Annotated in this window: 26 protein-coding genes; 7 read left to right on the top strand and 19 right to left on the bottom strand. The window is 73.2% G+C overall.

Annotation, left to right across the window (positions count from 1 at the left end; translation table 11 throughout):
- Nucleotides 1–5: 5 nt before the first annotated feature.
- From QM792_RS17920 to QM792_RS17910, 3 genes are read right to left on the bottom strand one after another with little or no spacing between them, the layout of a single operon-like run.
- Nucleotides 6–1,199: an NnrS family protein gene (locus QM792_RS17920; protein ID WP_415151457.1), complete on the bottom strand. Its 1,194-nt coding sequence runs from the start codon at nucleotides 1,197–1,199 to the stop codon at nucleotides 6–8.
- 1 nt (nucleotide 1,200) lies between these two features.
- Nucleotides 1,201–1,689, bottom strand: coding sequence for an Rrf2 family transcriptional regulator (locus QM792_RS17915; protein WP_415151456.1), 489 nt, complete (start codon nucleotides 1,687–1,689; stop codon nucleotides 1,201–1,203).
- An 8-nt stretch (nucleotides 1,690–1,697) separates the two neighbouring features.
- Nucleotides 1,698–1,973, bottom strand: a complete 276-nt coding sequence (locus QM792_RS17910) for a DUF2249 domain-containing protein (protein WP_415151455.1) — start codon at nucleotides 1,971–1,973, stop codon at nucleotides 1,698–1,700.
- Between the two features lie 147 nt (nucleotides 1,974–2,120).
- Between QM792_RS17910 and QM792_RS17905 the strand changes: the two genes are divergently transcribed.
- Nucleotides 2,121–2,456, top strand: a complete 336-nt coding sequence (locus QM792_RS17905; protein WP_415151454.1) for a metal-sulfur cluster assembly factor — start codon at nucleotides 2,121–2,123, stop codon at nucleotides 2,454–2,456.
- Nucleotides 2,453–3,571 carry a hypothetical protein gene (locus tag QM792_RS17900; protein ID WP_415151453.1) on the top strand — a complete coding sequence of 373 codons (1,119 nt, stop codon included), beginning with the start codon at nucleotides 2,453–2,455 and terminating at the stop codon, nucleotides 3,569–3,571. The genes QM792_RS17905 and QM792_RS17900 overlap by 4 nt, the downstream gene beginning before the upstream one ends.
- 22 nt (nucleotides 3,572–3,593) lie before the next feature.
- On the opposite strand, the gene QM792_RS17895 is transcribed toward QM792_RS17900, so the two are convergent.
- Entirely contained in the window at nucleotides 3,594–4,205 is a 612-nt protein-coding gene (locus QM792_RS17895; RefSeq protein ID WP_415151452.1) for a glycosyltransferase, read from the bottom strand.
- 130 nt (nucleotides 4,206–4,335) lie between these two features.
- Here QM792_RS17895 and QM792_RS17890 point away from each other — a divergent pair, with 130 nt between their 5' ends.
- On the top strand, nucleotides 4,336–4,848 hold the full coding sequence (locus tag QM792_RS17890) for a hypothetical protein (RefSeq protein ID WP_415151451.1): 513 nt from the start codon (nucleotides 4,336–4,338) through the stop codon (nucleotides 4,846–4,848).
- Nucleotides 4,848–5,234: a hypothetical protein gene (locus tag QM792_RS17885; RefSeq protein ID WP_415151450.1), complete on the top strand. Its 387-nt coding sequence runs from the start codon at nucleotides 4,848–4,850 to the stop codon at nucleotides 5,232–5,234. Before QM792_RS17890 ends, QM792_RS17885 begins: the two co-directional genes overlap by 1 nt.
- 36 nt (nucleotides 5,235–5,270) lie before the next feature.
- Here the strand turns inward: QM792_RS17885 and QM792_RS17880 are convergent, their stop codons facing one another.
- From QM792_RS17880 to QM792_RS17855, 6 genes are read right to left on the bottom strand one after another with little or no spacing between them, the layout of a single operon-like run.
- Entirely contained in the window at nucleotides 5,271–5,816 is a 546-nt protein-coding gene (locus QM792_RS17880) for a hypothetical protein (protein ID WP_415151449.1), read from the bottom strand.
- Nucleotides 5,817–5,844: 28 nt separating this feature from the next.
- Complete coding sequence (gene ybaL / locus QM792_RS17875) at nucleotides 5,845–7,560, bottom strand: YbaL family putative K(+) efflux transporter (RefSeq protein ID WP_415151448.1); 1,716 nt, start codon at nucleotides 7,558–7,560, stop codon at nucleotides 5,845–5,847.
- Between the two features lie 21 nt (nucleotides 7,561–7,581).
- Nucleotides 7,582–8,640 (bottom strand): lytic murein transglycosylase B, encoded by a 1,059-nt coding sequence (gene mltB / locus QM792_RS17870; RefSeq protein ID WP_415151447.1) that lies wholly within the window; start codon nucleotides 8,638–8,640, stop codon nucleotides 7,582–7,584.
- Complete coding sequence (locus tag QM792_RS17865) at nucleotides 8,637–10,697, bottom strand: transglutaminaseTgpA domain-containing protein (protein ID WP_415151446.1); 2,061 nt, start codon at nucleotides 10,695–10,697, stop codon at nucleotides 8,637–8,639. The genes mltB and QM792_RS17865 overlap by 4 nt, the downstream gene beginning before the upstream one ends.
- Nucleotides 10,688–11,677: a DUF58 domain-containing protein gene (locus tag QM792_RS17860; protein WP_415151445.1), complete on the bottom strand. Its 990-nt coding sequence runs from the start codon at nucleotides 11,675–11,677 to the stop codon at nucleotides 10,688–10,690. Before QM792_RS17860 ends, QM792_RS17865 begins: the two co-directional genes overlap by 10 nt.
- The gene (locus tag QM792_RS17855) at nucleotides 11,674–12,600 is read right to left on the bottom strand and encodes an AAA family ATPase (RefSeq protein WP_415151444.1); all 927 of its coding nucleotides are present in this window, start codon (nucleotides 12,598–12,600) and stop codon (nucleotides 11,674–11,676) included. Before QM792_RS17855 ends, QM792_RS17860 begins: the two co-directional genes overlap by 4 nt.
- A 34-nt stretch (nucleotides 12,601–12,634) precedes the next feature.
- Here QM792_RS17855 and QM792_RS17850 point away from each other — a divergent pair, with 34 nt between their 5' ends.
- Complete coding sequence (locus tag QM792_RS17850) at nucleotides 12,635–13,570, top strand: histone deacetylase family protein (RefSeq protein WP_415151443.1); 936 nt, start codon at nucleotides 12,635–12,637, stop codon at nucleotides 13,568–13,570.
- An 87-nt stretch (nucleotides 13,571–13,657) separates the two neighbouring features.
- Here QM792_RS17850 and QM792_RS17845 read toward each other — a convergent pair whose 3' ends face one another.
- Genes QM792_RS17845 through QM792_RS17820 form a run of 6 tightly spaced genes read right to left on the bottom strand, consistent with a single transcriptional unit; the run spans nucleotide 13,658 to nucleotide 16,342 of the window.
- Nucleotides 13,658–13,804 (bottom strand): hypothetical protein, encoded by a 147-nt coding sequence (locus QM792_RS17845; protein WP_415151442.1) that lies wholly within the window; start codon nucleotides 13,802–13,804, stop codon nucleotides 13,658–13,660.
- 58 nt (nucleotides 13,805–13,862) lie between these two features.
- The gene (locus tag QM792_RS17840) at nucleotides 13,863–14,159 is read right to left on the bottom strand and encodes a hypothetical protein (protein ID WP_415151441.1); all 297 of its coding nucleotides are present in this window, start codon (nucleotides 14,157–14,159) and stop codon (nucleotides 13,863–13,865) included.
- A gap of 1 nt (nucleotide 14,160) precedes the next feature.
- Nucleotides 14,161–14,538, bottom strand: a complete 378-nt coding sequence (locus tag QM792_RS17835) for an ArsR/SmtB family transcription factor (RefSeq protein ID WP_415151440.1) — start codon at nucleotides 14,536–14,538, stop codon at nucleotides 14,161–14,163.
- Between the two features lie 25 nt (nucleotides 14,539–14,563).
- Nucleotides 14,564–14,890, bottom strand: a complete 327-nt coding sequence (locus QM792_RS17830) for a hypothetical protein (protein WP_415151439.1) — start codon at nucleotides 14,888–14,890, stop codon at nucleotides 14,564–14,566.
- 19 nt (nucleotides 14,891–14,909) lie between these two features.
- Nucleotides 14,910–15,401: a TlpA disulfide reductase family protein gene (locus QM792_RS17825; protein WP_415151438.1), complete on the bottom strand. Its 492-nt coding sequence runs from the start codon at nucleotides 15,399–15,401 to the stop codon at nucleotides 14,910–14,912.
- Nucleotides 15,398–16,342: an MBL fold metallo-hydrolase gene (locus QM792_RS17820; protein WP_415151437.1), complete on the bottom strand. Its 945-nt coding sequence runs from the start codon at nucleotides 16,340–16,342 to the stop codon at nucleotides 15,398–15,400. Before QM792_RS17820 ends, QM792_RS17825 begins: the two co-directional genes overlap by 4 nt.
- A 147-nt stretch (nucleotides 16,343–16,489) precedes the next feature.
- On the opposite strand from QM792_RS17820, the gene QM792_RS17815 reads away from it, so the two are divergent.
- Entirely contained in the window at nucleotides 16,490–16,807 is a 318-nt protein-coding gene (locus tag QM792_RS17815) for a c-type cytochrome (protein WP_415151436.1), read from the top strand.
- Nucleotides 16,808–16,821: 14 nt separating this feature from the next.
- Entirely contained in the window at nucleotides 16,822–18,117 is a 1,296-nt protein-coding gene (locus QM792_RS17810; RefSeq protein ID WP_415150804.1) for an FCSD flavin-binding domain-containing protein, read from the top strand.
- Between the two features lie 21 nt (nucleotides 18,118–18,138).
- Here QM792_RS17810 and QM792_RS17805 read toward each other — a convergent pair whose 3' ends face one another.
- The 3 genes from QM792_RS17805 to QM792_RS17795 are packed head-to-tail and all read right to left on the bottom strand — an operon-like array spanning nucleotide 18,139 to nucleotide 20,314.
- Nucleotides 18,139–18,738 carry a c-type cytochrome gene (locus tag QM792_RS17805; protein WP_415151435.1) on the bottom strand — a complete coding sequence of 200 codons (600 nt, stop codon included), beginning with the start codon at nucleotides 18,736–18,738 and terminating at the stop codon, nucleotides 18,139–18,141.
- A gap of 28 nt (nucleotides 18,739–18,766) precedes the next feature.
- The gene (locus QM792_RS17800; protein ID WP_415151434.1) at nucleotides 18,767–19,882 is read right to left on the bottom strand and encodes a YeeE/YedE family protein; all 1,116 of its coding nucleotides are present in this window, start codon (nucleotides 19,880–19,882) and stop codon (nucleotides 18,767–18,769) included.
- A 15-nt stretch (nucleotides 19,883–19,897) separates the two neighbouring features.
- Entirely contained in the window at nucleotides 19,898–20,314 is a 417-nt protein-coding gene (locus QM792_RS17795) for a DsrE family protein (protein ID WP_415151433.1), read from the bottom strand.

Genomic DNA, 20,314 nt, shown 5'->3' with positions numbered 1-20,314 from the left:
CGCAATCAGCCGGGTTTGCCGTCCAGCCGCGGGCGGATCAGGAAGGGTGCGTAGCGGATCGTGTACAGCCCGAAGCCGCAGGCCCACAGCCAGCCCGAGGCCAGCGTCGCGCCGACGGTGAACTGCGGCGCGGCCAGCGGCACGCCCACGCGCACCAGCGCCGACACGAGCACGCACAGGTAGCAGGCGATGTCGAAGCGGTCGGCGCGCAGCGGCCGCGCGGTGTGGCCGCGCGCGGTGCGCGTCATCATGCCGATGGTCATGGTGCCGATCGCGCCGGCGGTCAGCGCGTGCGTGGCCACCGAGGGGGCGATCCAGCCGGCCGCCGCGCCGGCGCGCAGCAGCAGGTGCAGCACGATGAAGGCATAAGCCGCGTGCAGCACCCACACCAGCGGCGTGCGCAGCGTGCGCCACGGCTGCCACAGGGCCAGCCGCGCGCCGTGCAGCAGCGCGGCCAGCGCGAGCAGCAGCGCCAGCGCCGCGCCTTGCGGGCCGACCAGATCGGCCGCGGTCAGCGCCAGCACCGCGCCGAGCGCGGCTTTCTCCAGCGTCGGCTGGCGGCGCGCCTGCACGCCCGGCACGCCGTTGTTGGTGAACATCGGGATCACGCGCCCGCCCATCACCGCCATCACGAACAGCATCAGGTCGAGCGCCACCTGCACGCCCACCCAGCCGGGCAGCGCCAGCACGCCGAGCTGCGCCAGGTGCAGCATGAACTGCGCGACGCCGAAGGCCAGCAGCACCGCGACGAAGAAGTAGTTGCGCTGGTTGCGCCCGCGGTAGAGCGCCAGGCCCAGCCCGATCGCCGCGGCCACCGGGAAGGCGGCGTTGACGACGGCCGCGGCCCAGCCGAAGGGCGTCAGCACCAGCACGCGGCCGGCCAGCCACAGCAGCGCCAGCAGCGCCAGCGGCACGCCGCTGGGCGTCGCCTGGCCCGACCAGTTGCGCCCGGCGGTGAAGAGAAAGCCCACCACCACCGCGAGCCCGTAGCCGAACAGCATCTCGTGCGCGTGCCACAGCGGCCCGGCGAGGTAGGGGCGGCCCAGCCAGCCGGCGAACTGCAGCGCCCACAGCAGCACCGACAGCGCCGCGAAGCCGCTGGCCAGCAGGTAGAACGGGCGGAAGCCCAGTTGCCAGAGCGCGAAGCCGCGCGCGGGCCCGGGCCGGGGCTCTTCGAGGTGCAGCAGCATGGTGGTCATGTCAGTGGCGGCCGGCCGCGCGCGCGAGCGCGGCGGGGCGTTCGCGGCCGATGAACAACAGGCGCGAGATCGCCGCGCGCGGCCGCACCAGGTCGGCCAGCGTGTAGGCGTCGAGCGCGGCGTGGAAGGCCTCGCTGGCTTCGCGCAGCGCGCCGTGCAGCAGGCATGCGGGAGCGATCGTGCAGCGGCGCGCGCCGGCGTCCGCCTCGCGCTCGAAGCATTCGGCCGGCATCGCGCCGCCCTCGGCGCGCCGCACCACCTCGCCGACGCGCAGCGCGGCCGCGTCGCGGCCCAGCGCCAGCCCGCCGCCCTTGCCGCGCACCGTCTCCACCCAGCCCTGCTGGCCGAGGAAGTGCACGACCTTGGTGAGATGGTTCTCCGACACCTCGAAAGCCTGCGCGATCTCGGCGATCGTGGCGCGCCGGCCCGGCTCGCAGGCCAGGTAGATCAGCACGCGCAGGCTGTAGTCGGTGAAGCGGGTCAGGCGCATGGGAAAGATCACCTGCTGCCGCAGCAGCCGCCGCAGCACGAGCCCGCGGCTTCGCGGCGCGTGATCTGCACGCGCCAGGTGTCGGGGCCGCTTTCCAGGTAGGCCCAGTCGTAGCCGCCCGGGCTCTCGGCCTGGATCTGGTGGTACAGCGGGCGCGGGTCGTGGTCGTTGACCAGTTCCATCGCCGCGCCCGGCAGCAGCGTGCCCAGCGTCGAGAAGATCAGCGGATGGCGCTCGCGCGGCGGGATGTTGCGCACATCGACGGTGGTGGTGTTGGCGGACATGGCGGCATCTGCTCCATAAGATTCATTGGCGATGAATCTATGCTACGGGTGCGCTGCTTCATAAGCAATATTTGAAATGCACCTTCATCGCCGATTCGACTGATGCCGATCAAGGCGGCGCGCCGTCGCGGGGCCACCATCGCGCTCATGGACAACACCCCCGAGCCGGTCGATGCCGAGCGCCGCCTCGCGCTCGACGCGCTGGGCCGCGTCAGCGACCCCGAGATCGGCGAGAGCATCGTCGAGCTGGGCCTGGTGGAGACGCTGGACATCACGCCCGCGCGCATCGGGCTGGCGCTGGTGCTGACCAGCCCGACCTGCCCGATGGGCGACGCCATCGCCGACGAGGCGTTCCAGGCCCTGCAAGCGGTTTTCCCGGGCCGCGAGGTGGAAGTCTTCGAGGCCGAGGGCCTACAGTGGGATCCCTCGCGGCTGAGCCCCGGCGCGCGCCTGCGCCTGGGCTGGAACGACGAACGATCATGACGAGCAAACGAGCCGGTGCCGGCATGCCCTCGCGGGGCTTTCCGCGCGCGTCGATCCTGGTGGCGGTGATCGCCGCCGCCGCCGGGCTGGCGATGCTCGCCGGCCTGGCCGGCGGGCTGGTGCGCATCGGCTGGCCGCTGCTGCCCGAGCGCTTCGTCGCGCCGGTGGCGCTGCACAGCGCGCTGATGGTGTGCGGCTTTTTCGGCTTCGGCATCGCGCTGGAGCGCGCCGCGGCGCTGAAGAAGCCGATCGCCTTCGCCGCGCCGGCGCTGGCCGCCTGCGGCACCGTCGCGGCGCTGGCCTTGCAGCCGGGGCTGGCCGGCCTGTTCTGGCTGCTGGCCGCGCTGGCGCTGGTGACGGTGTATGCCGAGGTGCTGCGGCGCGCGCCGGCGCTGTACACCGCGATCGAGGGCGCCGGCGCGCTCGCCTGGGCCGGCGGCACGCTGTGGTGGCTGCTGGCGCGGCCGTTCTCGACCGTGGTGGCGTGGTGGGCCTCGTTCCTGGTGCTGACCATCGTCGGCGAGCGCCGCGAGCTGGCGCGTTTCGTGCCGCTGTCGGCGCAGTCGCGGCGCGGCTACGTCGCGGTGGCCGGCGTGCAGGCGGCGGCGCTGGCGCTGCTGGTGATGCCCGGGCTGGAACATCCGCTGGCCGGCGGGCTGTGGTGGCTGTCGATGTCGCTGTTCGCCGGCTGGCTGCTGCGCTACGACCTCGCCTGCCGGCCGCAGGTGCAGCGCCTGGGCTGGACGCTGCACACCGCGCGTTCGCTGCGCCTGGGCTACCTCTGGATGCTGCTGGCCGGGCTGTGGGGCGCGGTCAATGCGCTGCGCGGCATGCCGCTCGATTCACCCGGCCCGCTGCACATGCTGCTGCTGGGCTTCGTGTTCTCGATGGTGTTCGGCCACGCGCCCATCATGCTGCCGGCGCTGCTGCGCCGCCCGATCTCGCCGCCCGGGCCCTTCGCCTTCGCGCCGGTGGGCCTGATGGCGCTGGGCGTGGCGCTGCGCGCGGTGGGCGACGTGATCGGCAGCGGCGGCGTGCGTGCCGGCGCCGGTGCTTTGCAGGCGGCGGCGATCGTCGGCTTCGCGTTCACGATGATCCGGCACCTGCGGCGCTGAGCCGCCGGCCGCCGATCACCTTTCAGCCGGCCTGGACCAGCCAGTCGACCAGCCGCCGGTCGAGCAGCGAGAGCTGCATGCACTCGGGCGGCAGGTGCATGTCGGGCCGCGCGGTCTGCGCGGCGGCGAGCGCCTCGTCCCAGCGCAGCAGCCGGCTGGCGCCGCCGGCGTCGCGCGCGGCGTAGACCAGCCGCGCCTCGGACTCCCACTGCAGGATCATCTGCGGGATCAGCTCGGGCGTGTGCGGCAGCGCCGGGTCGAGCAGGATCACCGCGTCGCCGCGCGCGGCGAGGATGCCGGTCTCGAAGGCCTCTTCGAGCGCCACCGGACCGTCGGTCGAGAGGTAGCGGAAGCCGGGCAGCTCGCCCCAGGCCGACATCAGCGAATCGGTGCCGTCGCGGCTGCCGAAGTCCACCACGATCAGCTCCCAGGGGTAGCCGCATTCGGTGAGCGTGTCGCTCAGCAGCGGCAGCAGTTGCGGCAGCGCGTGCGCGCGGTCGCGGCAGGGCAGCACGCACGACACCGTCTGGCGCGCGCCCGACAACTGCGCCCAGCCGGAGGCATGCGCCCACGCGGGTTCGGGGGGCGGCGGAGAGGCGGCAAAGCTGCCGGGCAGGGCGGGGCGCAAGGGCATGGGACGAAGCTCTTCAGGGTTGGCGCCAAGCTTAGGCCCTGCGGCGGCGCTCGCCTATCCACCCGTCACGCCCGGTGACCACCCGATTCCGGGGGGAGGCACCCCGGCGCTGCTGCTATCCTGCCCCGCCATGAAACGCACCGCCTCCTGCCTGCTCGCGCTCGCGCTTTGCGCCTGCGCCTCCTCCAAGACCGGCAACGAGGTCGCCGATGCGGCCACCACGCCGCTGGCCGATCTCAACCTGGTGCGCGCGGAGATCCCGCCGCCGCTGGTCGCGGCGCTGAAGGGGCCTTACCGCGCGCCGGAGGCCGGCTGCGAGGCCGTCGCCGCCGAGGTGCTGCAACTCGAGGCCGTGCTCGGCGCCGACCTCGACGTGCCGCCCTCGGCCGCGCGCCCGAGCCTGATCGAGCGCGCCGGCCAGGGCGCCAACGACGCCGCCGTCGGCGCACTGCGCAACACCGCCGAAGGCGTGATCCCGTTCCGCGGCTGGGTGCGCAAGCTGACCGGCGCCGAGCGCTACTCGCGCGAGGTGGCCGCGGCGATCGCCGCCGGCTCGGTGCGGCGCTCGTACCTGAAGGGCGTCGGCCAGGCGCGCGGCTGCGCCGCGCCGGCGGCACCGGCCGTGCCGGCACCGCGGTCGTGATGCGTCGGCGCGCCGGCCTCGCGCTGCTGTTGCTGGCCGCGCCGCCGCTGGCCGGCGCCGCCGGCTTCGACGCGCGCGGCCTGGCGCGCTTCGACACCGGCTACGCGCGCTGCGAAGCGCGCTTCGAGGCCATGAAAGGCGCGCGCGACGAGGCCTACCTCGCCGTGTACCGCGTCAAGGCCGACGCCGCCGGCCGCGCGCGGCTCGCCGAACTGCGCCGCGGCGCGGCCTACCGCAAGGAACTGCGCGCCGCGCAGGCCGAGGCGGCCAAATCGGTCGCATCGGCCGCATCGGCCGCGTCGGCGGCCAGCAGCCCGCTCGAACACCAGTGCCAGGCGCTGTGGGCGCAGGTGCAACGCGCCCGCGGCACCGCGGGCAAGCCCTGAGAGGCCCGGCAGCAAGCTCGGCCGGGTCTGCGCTCCTCAGCGCTTCGCACCCCGCCGCGGCGCCCCCACCGCCTCGCGCAGCGCCTGCGCCTCGGCCCGCTTGGCCTTGGTGGCGGCGCGCTGGTAGGCGGCTTCGGCCTGCTCGCGCAGCGCCACCGCCCTGGCCAGCGCGGCGAGGAAGCGCTCGGGCGTGTAGGTGTTCTGCGTGCCGATGAAGATGCTGCGGCGCAGCGGCGCCTGGCCGTAGCGCGGCAGCGAGACCGACAGGCTCGAATCCATGGTCTGCGATCCCGGCCGGCAGCGCACCACCGGGCCGGAGATGCCCACCGGCAGGTCGCTGTGTTTGTGGCGGCTGGGCCGGCTCCGCAGCCGCGAGGGCGCGGGCAGCTTGGCGATGCGGCGCAGCAGCTCGGCGCGCGCCGCCGCCAGCGAGGCCGCCGCGCCCGTGCCGCCGTCGGAATACAGCCTGGTGCCGGCGTAGCGCAACTGCCAGCCGTGGGTGGAGCGGTGGTCGATGCGCTGGATGCCCTGCGGCACCTCGAAACGCTCGCCGGTGTGGATCACGACGCTTCTTGTCTTCATCTCGGCCTTCTCGCGTACGGCATGCGGGTCAGCCTCCCCGGGGTTTTGTACTTGTCGGTATGGCCTGCATGGTAGCGAGTGTGTGGCGCAGCATGGATTGGGCCAGTTCCTCCTCGCCGACGAAGACGCGCGCGCCGCCCTCGGCGGCCAGCCACTTGGCCTCGTCTTCGTGGTGCGAGCGCACCGCCACCTGCACCTGCGGGTTGAGCGTGCGCGCGGTGGCGATCATCTGGCGCACGCCGAGCGCGCCCGGCACGGCGATCACCAGCAGCGCGGCCTCGGCGATGTGCGCCTGGATCAGCACCGCCGGCTCGGCGGCGTCGCCGCTGACCGCCGGCAGCCCCTGGGCGCGCAGTTCCTCGACGCGCTCGCGGTTCTCGTCGACCACCACGCAGGGGATGCCTTGCTCGCGCAGCGCGCGCGCGATGCGCTGGCCGACGCGGCCGTAGCCCACCAGCACCACCTGGCGCGCCAGGTAGCGTTCCTCGGTGCTGGCCGGCAGCTCGGCGAGCGGGTCGTCGCGCTGCGCGAAGCGCCGCGCCAGCGCCGAGCGCGCCAGGAACCAGCGCTCGATCGGCCCGACGAAGGAGAAGGTCAGCGGGTTGAGCGCCATCGAGATCAGCGAGCCGGCGACGACCAGGCTGCGCCCCTCGGGCGGCAGCAGTTGCAGCGAGACGCCCAGCGCGGCGAGGATGAAGGAGAACTCGCCGATCTGCGCCAGGCTGGCCGAGACGGTCAGCGCGGTGGTCAGCGGGTAGCGCATCAGCAGCACCAGCGCGGCGGCGGCGAGCGACTTGCCGATCACGATCACCGCCACCACGCCGAGCAGGCGCAGCGGCTCCTCGGCCACCACGCGCGGGTCGAACAGCATGCCCACCGAGACGAAGAACAGCACCGCGAAGGCGTCGCGCAGCGGCAGCGACTCCTCGGCGGCGCGGTGGCTGAACTGCGACTCGCGCAGCACCATGCCGGCGAAGAAGGCGCCCAGCGCGAACGACACGCCGAACAGCCTGGCCGAGCCGAAGGCGATGGTCACCGCCGCGGCCACCACGCACAGCGTGAACAGCTCGCGCGAGCCGGTCTTGGCCACCTGCCACAGCAGCCAGGGGAACACGCGCCGCCCGACCACCAGCATCAGCGCGACGAAGGCGCCGACCGCCAGCAGCGTGCGCGCCAGCGTCAGCCACAGCCCGGCGTCGACCGCGGCCCCGCCGGGCCGCAGCATCGGCGCGAGCGCCGGCAGCAGCACCAGCACCAGCACCATCGCCAGGTCTTCCACCACCAGCCAGCCGACCGCGATGCGGCCGTTGACGGTGTCGAGCACGCCGCGCGCCTCCAGCGCCTTGAGCAGCACCACCGTGCTGGCCACCGACAGCGACAGGCCGAACACCAGCGCGGCGCCGAGGTCCCAGCCCCAGTAGGTGGACATCGCCGCGCCCATCGCGGTGGCCGCGGCGATCTGCACCACCGCGCCGGGCACGGCGATGCGCTTGACGCTCATCAGGTCGGCCAGCGAGAAGTGCAGCCCGACGCCGAACATCAGCAGCATCACACCGATCTCGGCGAGCTGCGCGGCGAGCGCGCCGTCGGCGACGAAGCCGGGCGTGAACGGCCCGATGACGATGCCCGCGGCGAGGTAGCCCACCAGCGCCGGCAGCTTCAGCCGCGCCGCGACGAAACCCAGCACCAGCGCCAGCCCGAGCGCCGCGGCGATGGTGTTGATCAGGGTGAGCTCGTGGTGCATCGGGCGGGCCTCGCGGCGTGGTCAGCGTCGTTGGCGCCGGATGGCTTCCCCGAGCTCGATCACGGCCAGCGCATAGTAGCTCGACCAGTTGTAGCGCGTGATGGCGTAGAAGTTGCCCGTGCCGGCGACGTAGCTCGGCGCGGCCTCGCCGTTGGCCAGCTCGACCAGCGCCAGCTTGCCGGCGTAGGCGCGGCCGGCCTCGTCGAGCAGCGCGCCGCGCTCGGCGAACTCGGCCGCCGCGAAGCTCGGCACGATGTCGGGCACGAGCAGCAGCGCGCGCTCGCGCACCTCCACTGGCGCGGCGACGCCGAAGTGCGTCGGCACGTCGCGCTCCCAGCCGAACTGCGCCAGGTAGTGCGCCACGCTGCCGATCACGTCGGCCGGGCTGCGGTGCAGGTCGACGTGGCCGTCCTCGTCGAAGTCGATGCCGTAGCGCAGCAGGCTGGACGGCATGAACTGCGGCATGCCCATCGCGCCGGCGTAGCTGCCCAGCGGCTCGGCGGGATCCAGCCCCTCGTTGCGGCAGTACAGCAGGAAGGCTTCCAGCTCGTCGCGGAAGAAGGGCGTGCGGTCGCGCCGGCCGGCGGGGAAGTCGAAGGACAGCGTGGCCAGCGCGTCCAGCACGCGAAAGCCGCCGGTCTGGCGGCCGTAGATGGTCTCGACGCCGATGATGCCGACGACGATGGACGGCGGCACGCCCCAGCGCTGCTCGGCGCGCGCCAGCCAGGCTTCGTTGTCGGCCCAGAAGGCCAGGCCGGCGCGGATGCGCAGCGGCTCGACGAAGCGGCCGCGGTAGGCGGCCCAGTTCTTCGCGGTGCCGGCCGGCGGCGGCATGATCAGGCGCGCCACCGCCGGCACGTGGCGCGCGCGCGCCAGCGCGTCGCGCGCCCAGGCGGCGTCCAGGCCCTGGCGCGCCGCGGCCTCGTCGGCGAAGCGCATCACGTCCTCGCGCGGGCCGTAGGGCGGCAGTTCTTCTTCCTTGCGCGGCGCGGCGAGCGCCGGCAGCACGAAGGCGGCGCCGGCGGCGGCGATCGTGTGCAGCGCGCGGCGGCGCGCGGGGGGCGGGCTGGGGTGTGTCATCGGGCGGGGGCGTGCGCCGCCAGGCCTTGCGCGGCGGCGGCGAAGGAACGGGTCAATGCGGCATCGGGCGCGCGCCGCGCGTCGCGGCCGTAGCGCTGCGCCTGCAGCCGCTCGATCAGCGCGGCCAGCGCCTCGCCGGCCGCGCCGTGGCGCGCGCGCACGCGCCGCGCCAGCGTGGCCGGCGCGTCGTGCGCGTCGGCCTCGACGCCGACGCGGCGCAGCACGCGCTGCAGCGCCTCGCGCTGGCGCGTCCAGGGGTCGATGCGGTGGCGGTCCCACCAGGCCCAGGCGGCGCCGATCAGCGCCAGCGTGCTCAGGGCGATGACCAGCAGCTTGGCCAGCGTCTGCCAGTCGGGCGACTCGACGCCCAGGTCTTTCAGCAAATCGAACTGCTGGCCGCGCGAGTAGTTCAGCACCCACTGGTTCCAGCGGTTGTTCAGCGTCTCCCAGCCGTCGCGCAGGCGGCGCATCAGTTGCGGGTTGACGGCGTCGATCGCGCCGGCCACCAGCCCCGGCGGCGGCGCCAGCCGCGCGCTGCGCTGGATGCGGTCGGGTGCCACCGCGGCGGTCGGGTCGGCGCGCATCCAGCCGCTGCCGGCCTGCCAGTATTCGGCCCAGGCGTGCGCCGCGCTCTGGCGCACCACGGTGTAGCCGTCCAGCGGCAGCGGTTCGGCGCCCTGGTAGCCGGTGACGATGCGCGCCGGCACGCCCGCCGCGCGCATCACGACGACGAAGGCGGCGGCGAAGTGCTCGCAGAAGCCCTCCTTGCGGTCGAGCCAGAACTCGTCGATCGCGTCGCGGCCGTACTCGCCCGGCGCCAGCGTGTAGGTGTAGCCGCCCTCGCGGATGTGGCGCATCACGCGCCGCGCCAGCTCGGCCGCGCCGGCATCGGCCAGGCCGGGCTCGCGCTTGAGCGATTCGGCCCATTCGAGCGTGCGCGGGTTGAAGCCGGGCGGCAGGCGCAGGTAGTCGCGCAGGCCGGGCACCGCCTCGCGCGGGCCGTGCTCGAAGCGCACGTGCGCCTCGGCCTGCAAGCGCAGCCGCTCGATCAGCGGCCGGTCGGTGAGCCATTGCAGGTCTTCGGTGCCGCGCACGCGCCAGCCCTCGATCTGCGGCGCGGCCGGGCTCGCTTCGAGCAGGGGCAGCACCGGCAGGCGCAGCGGCTCGATCGTCATCTCGTAGCGCACCGGCGCGCCGCTGGTGCGCAGCTCGGCCTGCGGTTGCAGGCGCGGCGGCACGCTGGGCAGCAGCGGCCGCCACTCGGTGCCGTCGAAGCTGGCGAGCACCGGGCCGCGGAAGTACAGTGTCTCGGGCCGCGGCACCTCGCCCTCGAAGCGCAGGCGCAGCGCGATGCGGTCGTCCGACGCCACCTCGGCCACTTGGCCGAGGCGCAGCCGGTCCGACAGGCCGGTGACCGAGAGCCCGTCCTTGGGCACGCCCCACAGCGGCCCGATGCGCGGGAACAGCAGGAACAGCAGCAGCATGATCGGCATGCCGAAAGCGGCAGTGCGCGCCGCCAGCCGGCCGGCCTGCTTCAGGCTCGGCTGGCCGACCGGCATGTGCGCCAGCACCAGCGCGGTCAGCAGCCCCCACACCGACACCAGCATCGCCGCGGCCACCGGCAGCGACTGCGAGTAAAGGAAGTGCGTCAGCACCAGGAAGAAGCCGAGGAAGAAGACGACGAAGGCGTCGCGGCGCGCGCGCAGTTCGAGCGTCTTCAGCGCCATCAGCACCACGGCCATGGTCACGCCCGGCTCCTTGCCGAGCAGGGTGCGGAAGCTCATGAAGGTCAGCGCCGCGGCCACCGCCAGCACCGCCACCAGCAGCCAGCGCCCCGGCAGCGGCCCGTTGCCGACGGCCAGCGCGGCGCGCCAGGCCAGCACCAGCGCGGTCAGCGCGGTGCACCAGGCGGGCAGGTGCTCGACGTGCGGCAGCACCGTCCAGGCGATCACGCCGAGCAGGAACAGCGTGTCGCGCCCCTCGCGCGGCAGGCGCGACCAGCCGGGCCAGCGTGGCAGGCGCCAGCCGGGGCCGCTCAGCGCGCTGGTCAGCGCCACAGCGCCAGGGCCTCCAGGCAGCGGCGCCGCTGCGCCTCGCCCTGGCCGGCCTCGATGCGCGCGCCGGGCAGGCCCAGGCCGTACTCGGCGCCGGCGCGCTGCGCCGCCAGCACCCAGGCCGCCAGGCGCGCCAGGCGCTGCTCCGGCGCCAGCGCGGCGCAGCCCTGCCAGTCGAGCCAGAGCTGCTGCTGCACCGCGCCGGCGGTGTCGCGGCTGGCCAGTTCGCCGCCGCTGGCCATTGCCTTGGCGGCCTTCTTCCAGTAGACGCGGTTGAGCGGGTCGCCGCGCCGGTAGGCGCGCACGCCCTCGACCTCGCCGCCGTCGGCGGCACGCGCGCGCGCCGTGCCCGCGGCGACGGCGCGCGCCGGCGGCAGCGGCGCGGCCGGGCGCTCGGGCGCCGGGTAGACCAGCAGTTGCGCGGCCGGGCGCCAGATCGCCCAGGCGCGGAACAGCCCGAGCGGAAAGCGCGTCTCGACGCTCAGCGCCGGCAGCGCGTGCAGCCCGCGCGCGGCGGGCACGAAGCTCGACTGCGCGCTCGCCTGGCCCTGCGCCGGCACGTCGACCCAGCCGAGCGTGGCGGCGGGGGCGTCGTGCAGCTTCAGCCCGATGCCGAAGCGCGCGCGGTCGGGGCTGGCGAGCACCACGTCGAGCAGCGCCGGCTCGCCGGCGAACACCGGCGCCGGCGCGCGCAGCCGCAGCGTCAGGCCGCGCAGCGTGGCGTGCGTGACGTGCATCGACACCACGCCGCTGCCGGCCAGCAGGAAGGTCAGCACGTAGCCGAGGTTGAGCTGGTAGTTGATCGAGGCGAGCAGCAGCACCACGAGCGTGGCCGCGAACATCAGCCCGGCGGGCGTCGGCAGGATGTAGACGTTGCGCTGGCCGAGCACCAGCGTGTCGCTGGCGGGCAGGCGCGACTGCCACCAGTGGCGAAATCGCGCGCGGAGCCCGGGTGGCGGTGCCTCGGCGGCGATGGCCGTCACGGCACCGCCACCGCGTCGATCATCGCGCGCACCTGCTCGATGCGCCCGCGCCCGGCGCCGGCCACCGGCACGAGGCGGTGCGCCACCGTCTGCGGCAGCACCGCCTGCACGTCGTCGGGGGCGACGTAGTCGCGCCGGTTGATCAGCGCGCGCGCCTTGGCCGCCTTCAGCAGCGCGATGCCGGCGCGCGGCGACAGGCCCTCGACGAACCAGCGGCCCGAGCGCGTCGCGCCGATCAGCGCCTGCACGTAGTCGAGCAGCGCTTCCGAGGCGTGCACCGCCAGCACCTGCTTCTGCGCGGCGATCAGCTCGGCCGGCGACATCACCGCCCGCAGCGCGTGGATGGCCTCGCGCCGGTCCTGCCCGGCCAGCAGTGCGCGCTCGCTCTTCGCGTCGGGGTAGCCCAGCGTGATGCACATCAGGAAGCGGTCGAGCTGCGACTCGGGCAGCGGGTAGGTGCCGAGCTGGTCGGTCGGGTTCTGCGTGGCGATCACGAAGAAGGGCGCGGGCAGCGCGCGCGTCTCGCCCTCGACGCTGACCTGGTGCTCCTCCATCGCCTCGAGCAGCGCGCTCTGCGTCTTCGGGCCGGCGCGGTTGATCTCGTCGGCCAGCAGCACCTGGGCAAAAACCGGGCCTTGATGGAAGACAAACGCCTCCTTGCTGCGCTCGTAGACACTGACTCCGATCAAGTCCGACGGCATCAGGTCGGCGGTGAACTGGCAGCGCGAGAAGCGCAGGCCCAGCGACACCGCCAGGGCGTGCGCCAGCGTGGTCTTGCCGACGCCGGGAACGTCCTCGATCAGGAGGTGCCCGCCGGCGAGCAGGCATGCGACGCAGTCCTCGATCTGCGGCCGTTTGCCGACGATGATCGTGCTAATCTGGTCGACGAGGCTGTGAATGCGGTCGGCCTGTGCTGAGTTCATGACCAAACCATAACCGAAGAGAGACGAGCACCGCATGAGCACAGCGTTCTTCACGCATGCCGACTGCCGCCGCCACGACATGGGCCAGGGCCACCCGGAGTGCCCGCAGCGGCTCGACGCGATCGAGGACCACCTGATCGCCACCGGCCTGGACATCGCGCTGACGCGCCACGAGGCGCCGCTGGTCGACCTGAAGGACGTCGAGCTGGCGCACACCCACCACTACGTCGCCGAACTGCGCGACCTGCTGCAGCAGATCGAGGCCAGCGGCGAATCGAGGGCGCTGGACCCCGACACCGCCGCCAACCCCGGCACCTGGAAGGCCGCGCTGCGCTCGGCCGGCGCCGCGGTGGCCGCGACGGACCTGGTGCTCGACGGCAAGGCCGAGAACGCCTTCTGCGCGGTGCGGCCGCCAGGCCACCACGCGATGCGCGACGAGGCGATGGGCTTCTGCTTCTTCAACAACGTCGCCGTCGCGGTGCGCCACGCGCTCGACGTGCGCGGGCTGGAGCGCGTCGCGGTGATCGACTTCGACGTGCACCACGGCAACGGCACCGAGGACATCCTCGCCGGCGACGAGCGCGTGCTGATGGTCAGCTTCTTCCAGCACCCGCTGTACCCGTACAGCGGCGCGGTGCCCAAGGCCACCAACATGCGCAACCTGCCGATCCCGCCGTACACGCGCGGCGGCGAGCTGCGCGAGCTGATCGAGGCCAACTGGATGCCCGCGCTCGACGAGTTCCGCCCGCAGATGGTGTTCGTCTCGGCCGGCTTCGACGCGCACCGCGAGGACGACCTCGGCCAGCTCGGGCTGGTGGAGGCCGACTACGAGTGGATCACGATGCGCATCAAGGACGTGGCCGACCGCCACGCCAGGGGCCGCATCGTCTCGTGCCTGGAAGGCGGCTACAACCTCAGCGCGCTGGCGCGCAGCGTGGCCGCGCACCTGCGCGTGCTGACCGGCGTCTGAGCGGGAGCGAGGCCCGGCGCCGGGCCGTTCCCAAGCCGGGCGGCGCCCCTTGGGGGCAGGAGCGTGGCGACTGGGGGCGTCAATCCGTCAGCGCACGCCCAGCTTCATCATCAGCTTGAGGTATTCGAGCCGGGCGTTGAGCGCCTGCAGCCGTTGCAGCAACTCGTACCAGCGCAGCACCTGCGCGTCGGCGCCGGAGGGCTCGTGCGGCTCGGAGTCGGGAGCGGAGGGCATGCGGCGATCGTGCGGCGCCGGGGCCGTGGCGGCAATCCCGTGCTTCGGGTGCCGGGGATCACCAGGCGCTCTGGCACGCCGCCAGCCGCTCGCGCGGCGGCAGCCCGAGCAGGCGGTTGACCTCGGCGTTGTAGGCCGCGCGGTAGGGTTCGCTCTTGCGGATCGCCGCGAGGTCGAGCTTGTGCCGCTCGACCGCGCGCTGCAGCAGCTCCTGGCCCGGCCGCACGCTCTTGGCGTCCAGCGGCGTGCAGACGAACAGCACCGCATCGATGCCGCCCACCACCTGCTCGGGGCCGGCGCCGTGCGCCGGCAGCGCCGCGGCCAGCGCCAGCGCGAGGCAAGCGGCGGCTCTCATCTCACGGCCTGCGCGTCGGCAGCAGCCGCTCTTCCTCGGGCACCTCGGCCGTGCCGTCCATCTCCAGCGCGATCTGCGTGCATACCGCGCGGCACAGCGTCACCGCACGCTGGTTGGCGATGCGGTAGTAGATCTGCGTGCCCTCGCGGCGGCGGCCGAGGATCTGCGCGCGGTACAGCGTGCCCAGGTGCTGCGAGAGGTTGGGCTGGGTGGTGTCGATCTGCGCCAGCAACTCGGAGACGTTGCGCTCGCCGCCGCACAGCGCCGACAGCAGCTTCAGGCGGATCGGCGTGGACAGCAGCGCGAACAGCTCGGCGGCCGATTCGAACACTTCGTCGGCCTCTTCCTTGTTGCCGGCGGGGGCGGCGGCATCGCTCATGCCGCGAGTCTAGCCAACTCGCGGGCTACTGCTTCTTCGGCCCGAAGCGGTAGTGGTCGCGGTCGAGCACCGCGGCGATCGCGTCGAGTTCCTCGGGGAACAGGCTCAGGTTCAGCTCGGTGCTGCAGTACTCGACCATGCCGCGCAGCGCGCCGGGCGTGTTGATGCGGCCCTGCGGCCGGTAGATGGCGTTGCCGTCGCCGCCGACGCGGCGGATGTGGCAGGCGCCGCAGCGGTGCTCGGCGATCAGCTTCTCGCCGAGCGCGAGATCGGCGTCCTTGAACGCGCTGCCGGCCTGCGCCGCTGCGGCGAGCGGCGCGGCCAGCGCGAGGGCGGCGGCGAAGGTCTTCATGCAGGGCTCCTCGGCGGTGTCAGAGCGTGAGCAGTTCCATCACGTCTTCCTCGAACATCTCGCCGGGGAAGGCCTGCTTCAGGCGTCCCTGGCGGTCGACGAGCAGCGTGAGCGGGATGACGTTGCGCGCCGCCAGCGCGGCGGCCAGCGGCGCGTGATCGAGGCTGACGGGAAAGGCGTAGCCGTTGGCGGCGATGTAGCGGCGCACCTCGGCCACGTCGCGGTCGCGGCTGACCGTGAGCACCTGCGGGCCGCCGTTCGCGGCCGCGCGGTACAGCTTGTCGACGTGCGCGTTGTGGCGCCGGCAGAACGGGCAGCTCACCGACCAGAACACCACCACCTGGGCGCGCCCGGCCGCGGGCGCCCAGCGCGTGCCGTCCAGCAGCGTCACCACCGCCGGCCAGCGCACCGGTTCGCCGGGTTCGGCCGGCGCGGCGAAGGCCGTGGGCGCCAGCGCGCCGGCCGCCGCCGCTGCCGTCGCGCAGAGGAATTCGCGTCGCGTGGGCTTCATTTCGCCTCGTGCTCCATCAGCAGGTAGGTGTTGTAGGCGTTGATGCGGTTGGCCGCCTTGAACAGCGGCAGCTTGTCGAAGCGCGACCAGTCGGCCTTCTCGTAGGCTTCCTCGAACGGCTCCATGTTACGCGCCGCCTCGCCCATGGTGCGGCGCAGGTGCGCGAGGTAGTCGCGCGTGAGCTGCAGGTCGGCGCGCGCGCTGGTCGAGGCCGGGCCGTGGCCGGGAACGACCACGTCGATGTCGTGGGCGAGCAGCGCGTCCAGCGCCTCGATCCAGTGGCCGCTGTCGGCCTGGCCGACGAAGGGCACGCGGCCGCGGAACACCAGGTCGCCGGCGAACAGCACGCGCAGCCGGGGCACCAGCACCACCAGGTCTTCCGGCGTGTGCGCCGGGCCCACCGGAATCAGCCGGAACTCGACGCCGCCGACCGTGAGCGTGGTCGGCCCGTCGATCCAGCGGTCGGCCGGCACGAGGCGGGTGTTCTCGTCGATCCAGGGGAACAGCTCCTCGCGGCTCGCCTTCAGGCGCTGCGCGGCGGTCTCCGAGTTGAGGTACTCGCCGGCGGCGCGCTGCGCGATCACCGTCGCGCCGGCCGCCTTGAAGGCCTGCAGGCCGTAGATGTGGTCGGCGTGGTAGTGGGTGACGATCACGTGCGTCACCGGCTGGGGCGTGATGCGGCGGATGCGCGCGATCAGCTCCTCGGCCAGCGCCGGCGAGCCGAGCGCGTCGATCACCACCACGCCCTCGTTCGTGACCACGAAGCCGGCGTTGGAGATGAAGTTGCGGTTCGCCGCCGAGCCGAGCGCCGACTGGCCCTGCACCATCCACGCGCCCGGCGCCACCGGCTCGGGCACCGGCGTGTCCTGCGCGCAGGCGGCGCCGTGCAGCGCCAGCGCCAACAGCAGCGCGGGAAGGGTTTTCACGATCGCGGCCGCCATGTTGCAACAGTAGATTCGCATTGACTGATATTTGAAATCCGCACAAGCACGGTTCGCAAGTGCATAAACCCGAGGGTCGCGCGGGCCATGATTGACCCACAATCCGCGCCACTCACAACGCCACTGACAACCGAGGAGACCCGACCCATGCCCGTCCGCCGTCCCCTGGCCGCCGCCGTGCTGGCGCTGGCTTCACCGTGGGCCCTGGCCCAAGCCCAGGACCCGACCCTTGCGCGCAACCTAGCGGCCACGTGCGCGAACTGCCACGGCACGAACGGCAACGTGCGAGGCAAGGAAGTCAAGCCGCTGGCCGGGGTGTCGGCCGAGAAGATCCTGGCGCAGATCGCCGACTACAAGAGCGGGGCGCAGCCGGCGACCATCATGCACCAGATCGCCAAGGGCTACAGCGACGAACAGCTCAAGCTGATCGCCCAGTGGTTCGCCGCCCAGAAGCCCGCGCAGTGAGGAGCAACGACGCCATGACCGATCACACCACGCTCTCGCGCCGCCGCCTGCTGGGCGCCGGCGCCGCCTTCGGCGCGCTCTCGCTGGCCGGCTGCGCCGCGCCGTCCTCGTCCTCCGGCCCGTCCATCGGCCGCGTCGTCGTCGTCGGAGGCGGCTTCGGCGGCGCCACCGCCGCGCGCTACCTCAGGATGTGGGGCGGCAACGTCGAGGTGACGCTGGTCGAGCGCAACGCCAGCTTCGTCTCCTGCCCGATCTCCAACCTCGTGCTCGGCGGCTACAAGCAGATCGGCGACGTCACGCGCGGCTACGACGGCCTGAAGGCGCTGGGCGTCAAGGTCGTGCAAGGCGAAGTCAGCGCGATCGACGCCGCCGCCAAGACCGTGAAGCTGGCCGACGGCAGCACCCTGCGCTACGACCGGCTGGTGGTCTCGCCGGGCATCGACTTCATGACCGAGGCGGTGGGCGGGCTGGGCGCGCCGGCGGCGCAGGCCAGGTTCCTGCACGGCTGGAAGGCCGGCGCGCAGACCGTGGCGCTGCGCCGGCAGATCGAGGCGATGAAGGACGGCGGCGTGTTCGCCATCTCCATCCCCAAGGTGCCCTACCGCTGCCCGCCCGGGCCCTACGAGCGCGCCTGCGTGGTGGCGTCGTACCTGCAGCAGGCCAAGCCGAAGTCCAAGGTGCTGGTGCTCGACGCCAACCCGGAGGTGCAGTCGAAGAAGGCGCTGTTCGAGAAGGCCTTCAAGGACCGCTATGCCGGCATCCTGGAGTACCGGGCGAACGCCGAGCTGAAGGAGGTCGACGCCGCCGGCGGCGTGGCCAGGCTGGAGTTCGAGGACGTCAAGGCCGACGTGCTGAACCTGATCCCGCCGCAGCGCGCGGCCGATCTGGCGAAGAACGCCGGGCTGGTCAACGTCAACAACCGCTGGGTGGGGGTGAACTGGCTGACGATGGAGTCCACCGCGCTGCCGGGGGTGCATGTGCTGGGCGACGCCACTTTCCCGGCGCCGACCATGCCCAAGTCGGGGCACATGGCCAACCAGCACGCCAAGGTGGCGGCCGCGGCGATCATCCAGTTGCTCAAGGGCGAGGCGGTCAACGCGACGCCGGTGGTGATGAACACCTGCTACAGCTTCGTGTCGGGCAAGGACGTGATCCACGTGGCCTCGGTGCACCAGTACGACGCGGCGCAGAAGACCTTCCTGCCGGTGCCCGGCTCGGGCGGCGTGTCCGCCGGGGCCAACCAGGTGGAGGGGCGCTATGCGCTGTCCTGGGCCGACAATATCTGGGCCGATTCGCTGGCCCTGGCCTGAGGCGCCGCAGCGGCGGATGGCCTACTGCAATGCGCTGATGTAAGACGCCACCGCCTTCGCCTCCAGCTCGGTGAGCTTGGAGGCGATGGTGTGCATCACCGCGTTGTCGTTGCTGCGTTCGCGCTTGCTGAAGGCCTTGAGCTGGTTCTCCACGTACTGCGCGTGCTGGCCGCCCAGGCGCGGCAGCTTCTCGGTGCCGTGGCCGGCGGCGCCGTGGCAGTCGGCGCAGGCGGCCACGCCGGAGAACGGGTTGCCGCGGTTGTAGACGAAGCGGCCCACCTGCGCCAGCTCGGGGTCGGTCACCGGGTGCGCACGCGCCGGCTTCGACTCGAAGTACATGCCCAGCAGGCGCATCTCGTCGGCCGTCAGCTCGGCGGCCATCGCCTGCATGGTGTCGTTGCGGCGCCGGCCGCTCTTGTAGTCGATGAGCTGGCGCTCGAGGTAGCTCGCGTGCTGCCCCGCCAGGCGCGGGAACGCCGGGCTCGAGCTCTCGCCCTCGGTGCCGTGGCAGATGAAGCACTTGGCTTCGACGATTTCGACGGCGCGTGCGAGGTCCGCGGCCTGTGCGTCGGTCAGCGCGGCGGCGGCGAGCAGGGCGAGCAGGTGTCGGTACGGCTTCATGGCGTGTGCGTCGTGAACGTCGTGAGCATCAGGTGAAGGCGCGGCTGGCGGGCACGGGCTGGTCGCCGAGGTGGGGCTGCGCGGCCTCGTGGCCGTGCTGGTCGACCAGGCGGTCGGTCAGCGCCGCGCCCAGCCACATCGCGGCCAGCGTGATCCAGGAGGTGATCGTGAACACCGCCGCGCCCGAGAGCCCGGCGCCGACGGCACAGCCGCCGGCCGTCATGCCGCCGAAGCCCATCAGCACCGCGCCGACCAGGTAGCGCCGCATCGAGGCGCCGCCGGAGAAGCCTTCGAGCTTCAGCTCGCGGAACAGCGCGGCCGCGACGAAGGCGCCGAGGAACACGCCGGGCACCAGGCCGAGGTCGAAGCTCGGCGGCTTGTCGGGCGCGAACAGCACGCGGCTGAGCACCTCGGCGCTCGGGCCGGTGAAGCTGAGCGCCTGGATCGGCGCGAGGCCGGCCTCCATCGAGGTGGCGGCCACCGCCGCGGTGAACCACCAGGCCGCCGCGATCGTCAGCCCGACCGCGCTGGCGCCGGCCCAGCCCCAGGGCGGCACGCGCTGGCGCCGTGCCCACACGATGGCCGCCGCCAGCCACACCGCGCCGAACAGCAGCGCGCCGGGCCGCCCCAGGCCGGAGACCGCGGTGAGGTCGCGCGAGGCGCCGCCCTCGACGGTCCACCAAGCGGAAATGGCCTCGCGCCACGGCGCGAGCATGCCGGTCCACGAGGCCTGCGCGGCCACCGCGAACACCAGGCCCGACAGCACCGAGCGCAGGTTGCCCTGCGCGGCCAGCACCAGCAGCCGGCTGGAGCAGCCGCGCGCCAGCACCATGCCGATGCCGAACAGCAGCCCGCCGACCGCCGCGCCCGAGAGGCTGCCGCGCGCGGCGAGCTGGCGCGCGCCGCTCACGTCCATCGCGCCGAGCGCGACCAGCGCCTGCGTGCCCAGCAGCGCGAAGGCGAAGGCGAACAGCCACACCGTCAGCTTGCCGCCCGGCACGCCGCGCGCGAACTCGATCACCGCCGAGCGCAGGCAGAAGCGCGAGCGCTGCGCGAAGAAGCCGAACACGAAGCCGATGACGAGCCCGCCGCCGGCGAGCACCGCGGCCTGGCCGAAGCGGTCGAGCAGCGACTCCAGGCTCATCGGCGACCCGCGGCGCTAGGGTTTGATGTAGGCGGCGCCTTCGCGCTGCAGCTTGGCCACGCGCACCACGCCGGAGGGCGTGAAGCCGGCCTCCTCGATGAACTGCTCCTTCTTCAGGCCGCGGTTCTTCAGCGTGATCTCGCAGACCTCGAACTTCACGCCGCGCGCCACCAGTTCCTGCACGGCCACCTCGTAGGGGTTGCCGTTGCGGTCCTTGGCGTCCTTCATCAGGAAGTCGACGCCGTTGGCGTGCGTCACCGCGGTGATCTTCGCCGAGGGGTCCACGTCGAGGTGGTTCTTGATGTTGCGAAGGCCCTTGAGCGCCTGCGCGGCGGCATCGTCGAAGTGGTAGACCACCTTGTCCTGGGCCATCGCGCCGGCGGCGGCGAAGCTCAGCACGAAGGCCGCGAACAGTCGAAGCAGCTTCAGCAT

It is taken from the genome of Piscinibacter sp. (assembly GCF_047600445.1).
Taxonomy (GTDB): Bacteria; Pseudomonadota; Gammaproteobacteria; order Burkholderiales; family Burkholderiaceae_C; genus Piscinibacter.
Note: the sequence above shows the minus strand (reverse complement) of the source record. Positions and strands in the feature narration are given on the sequence as shown.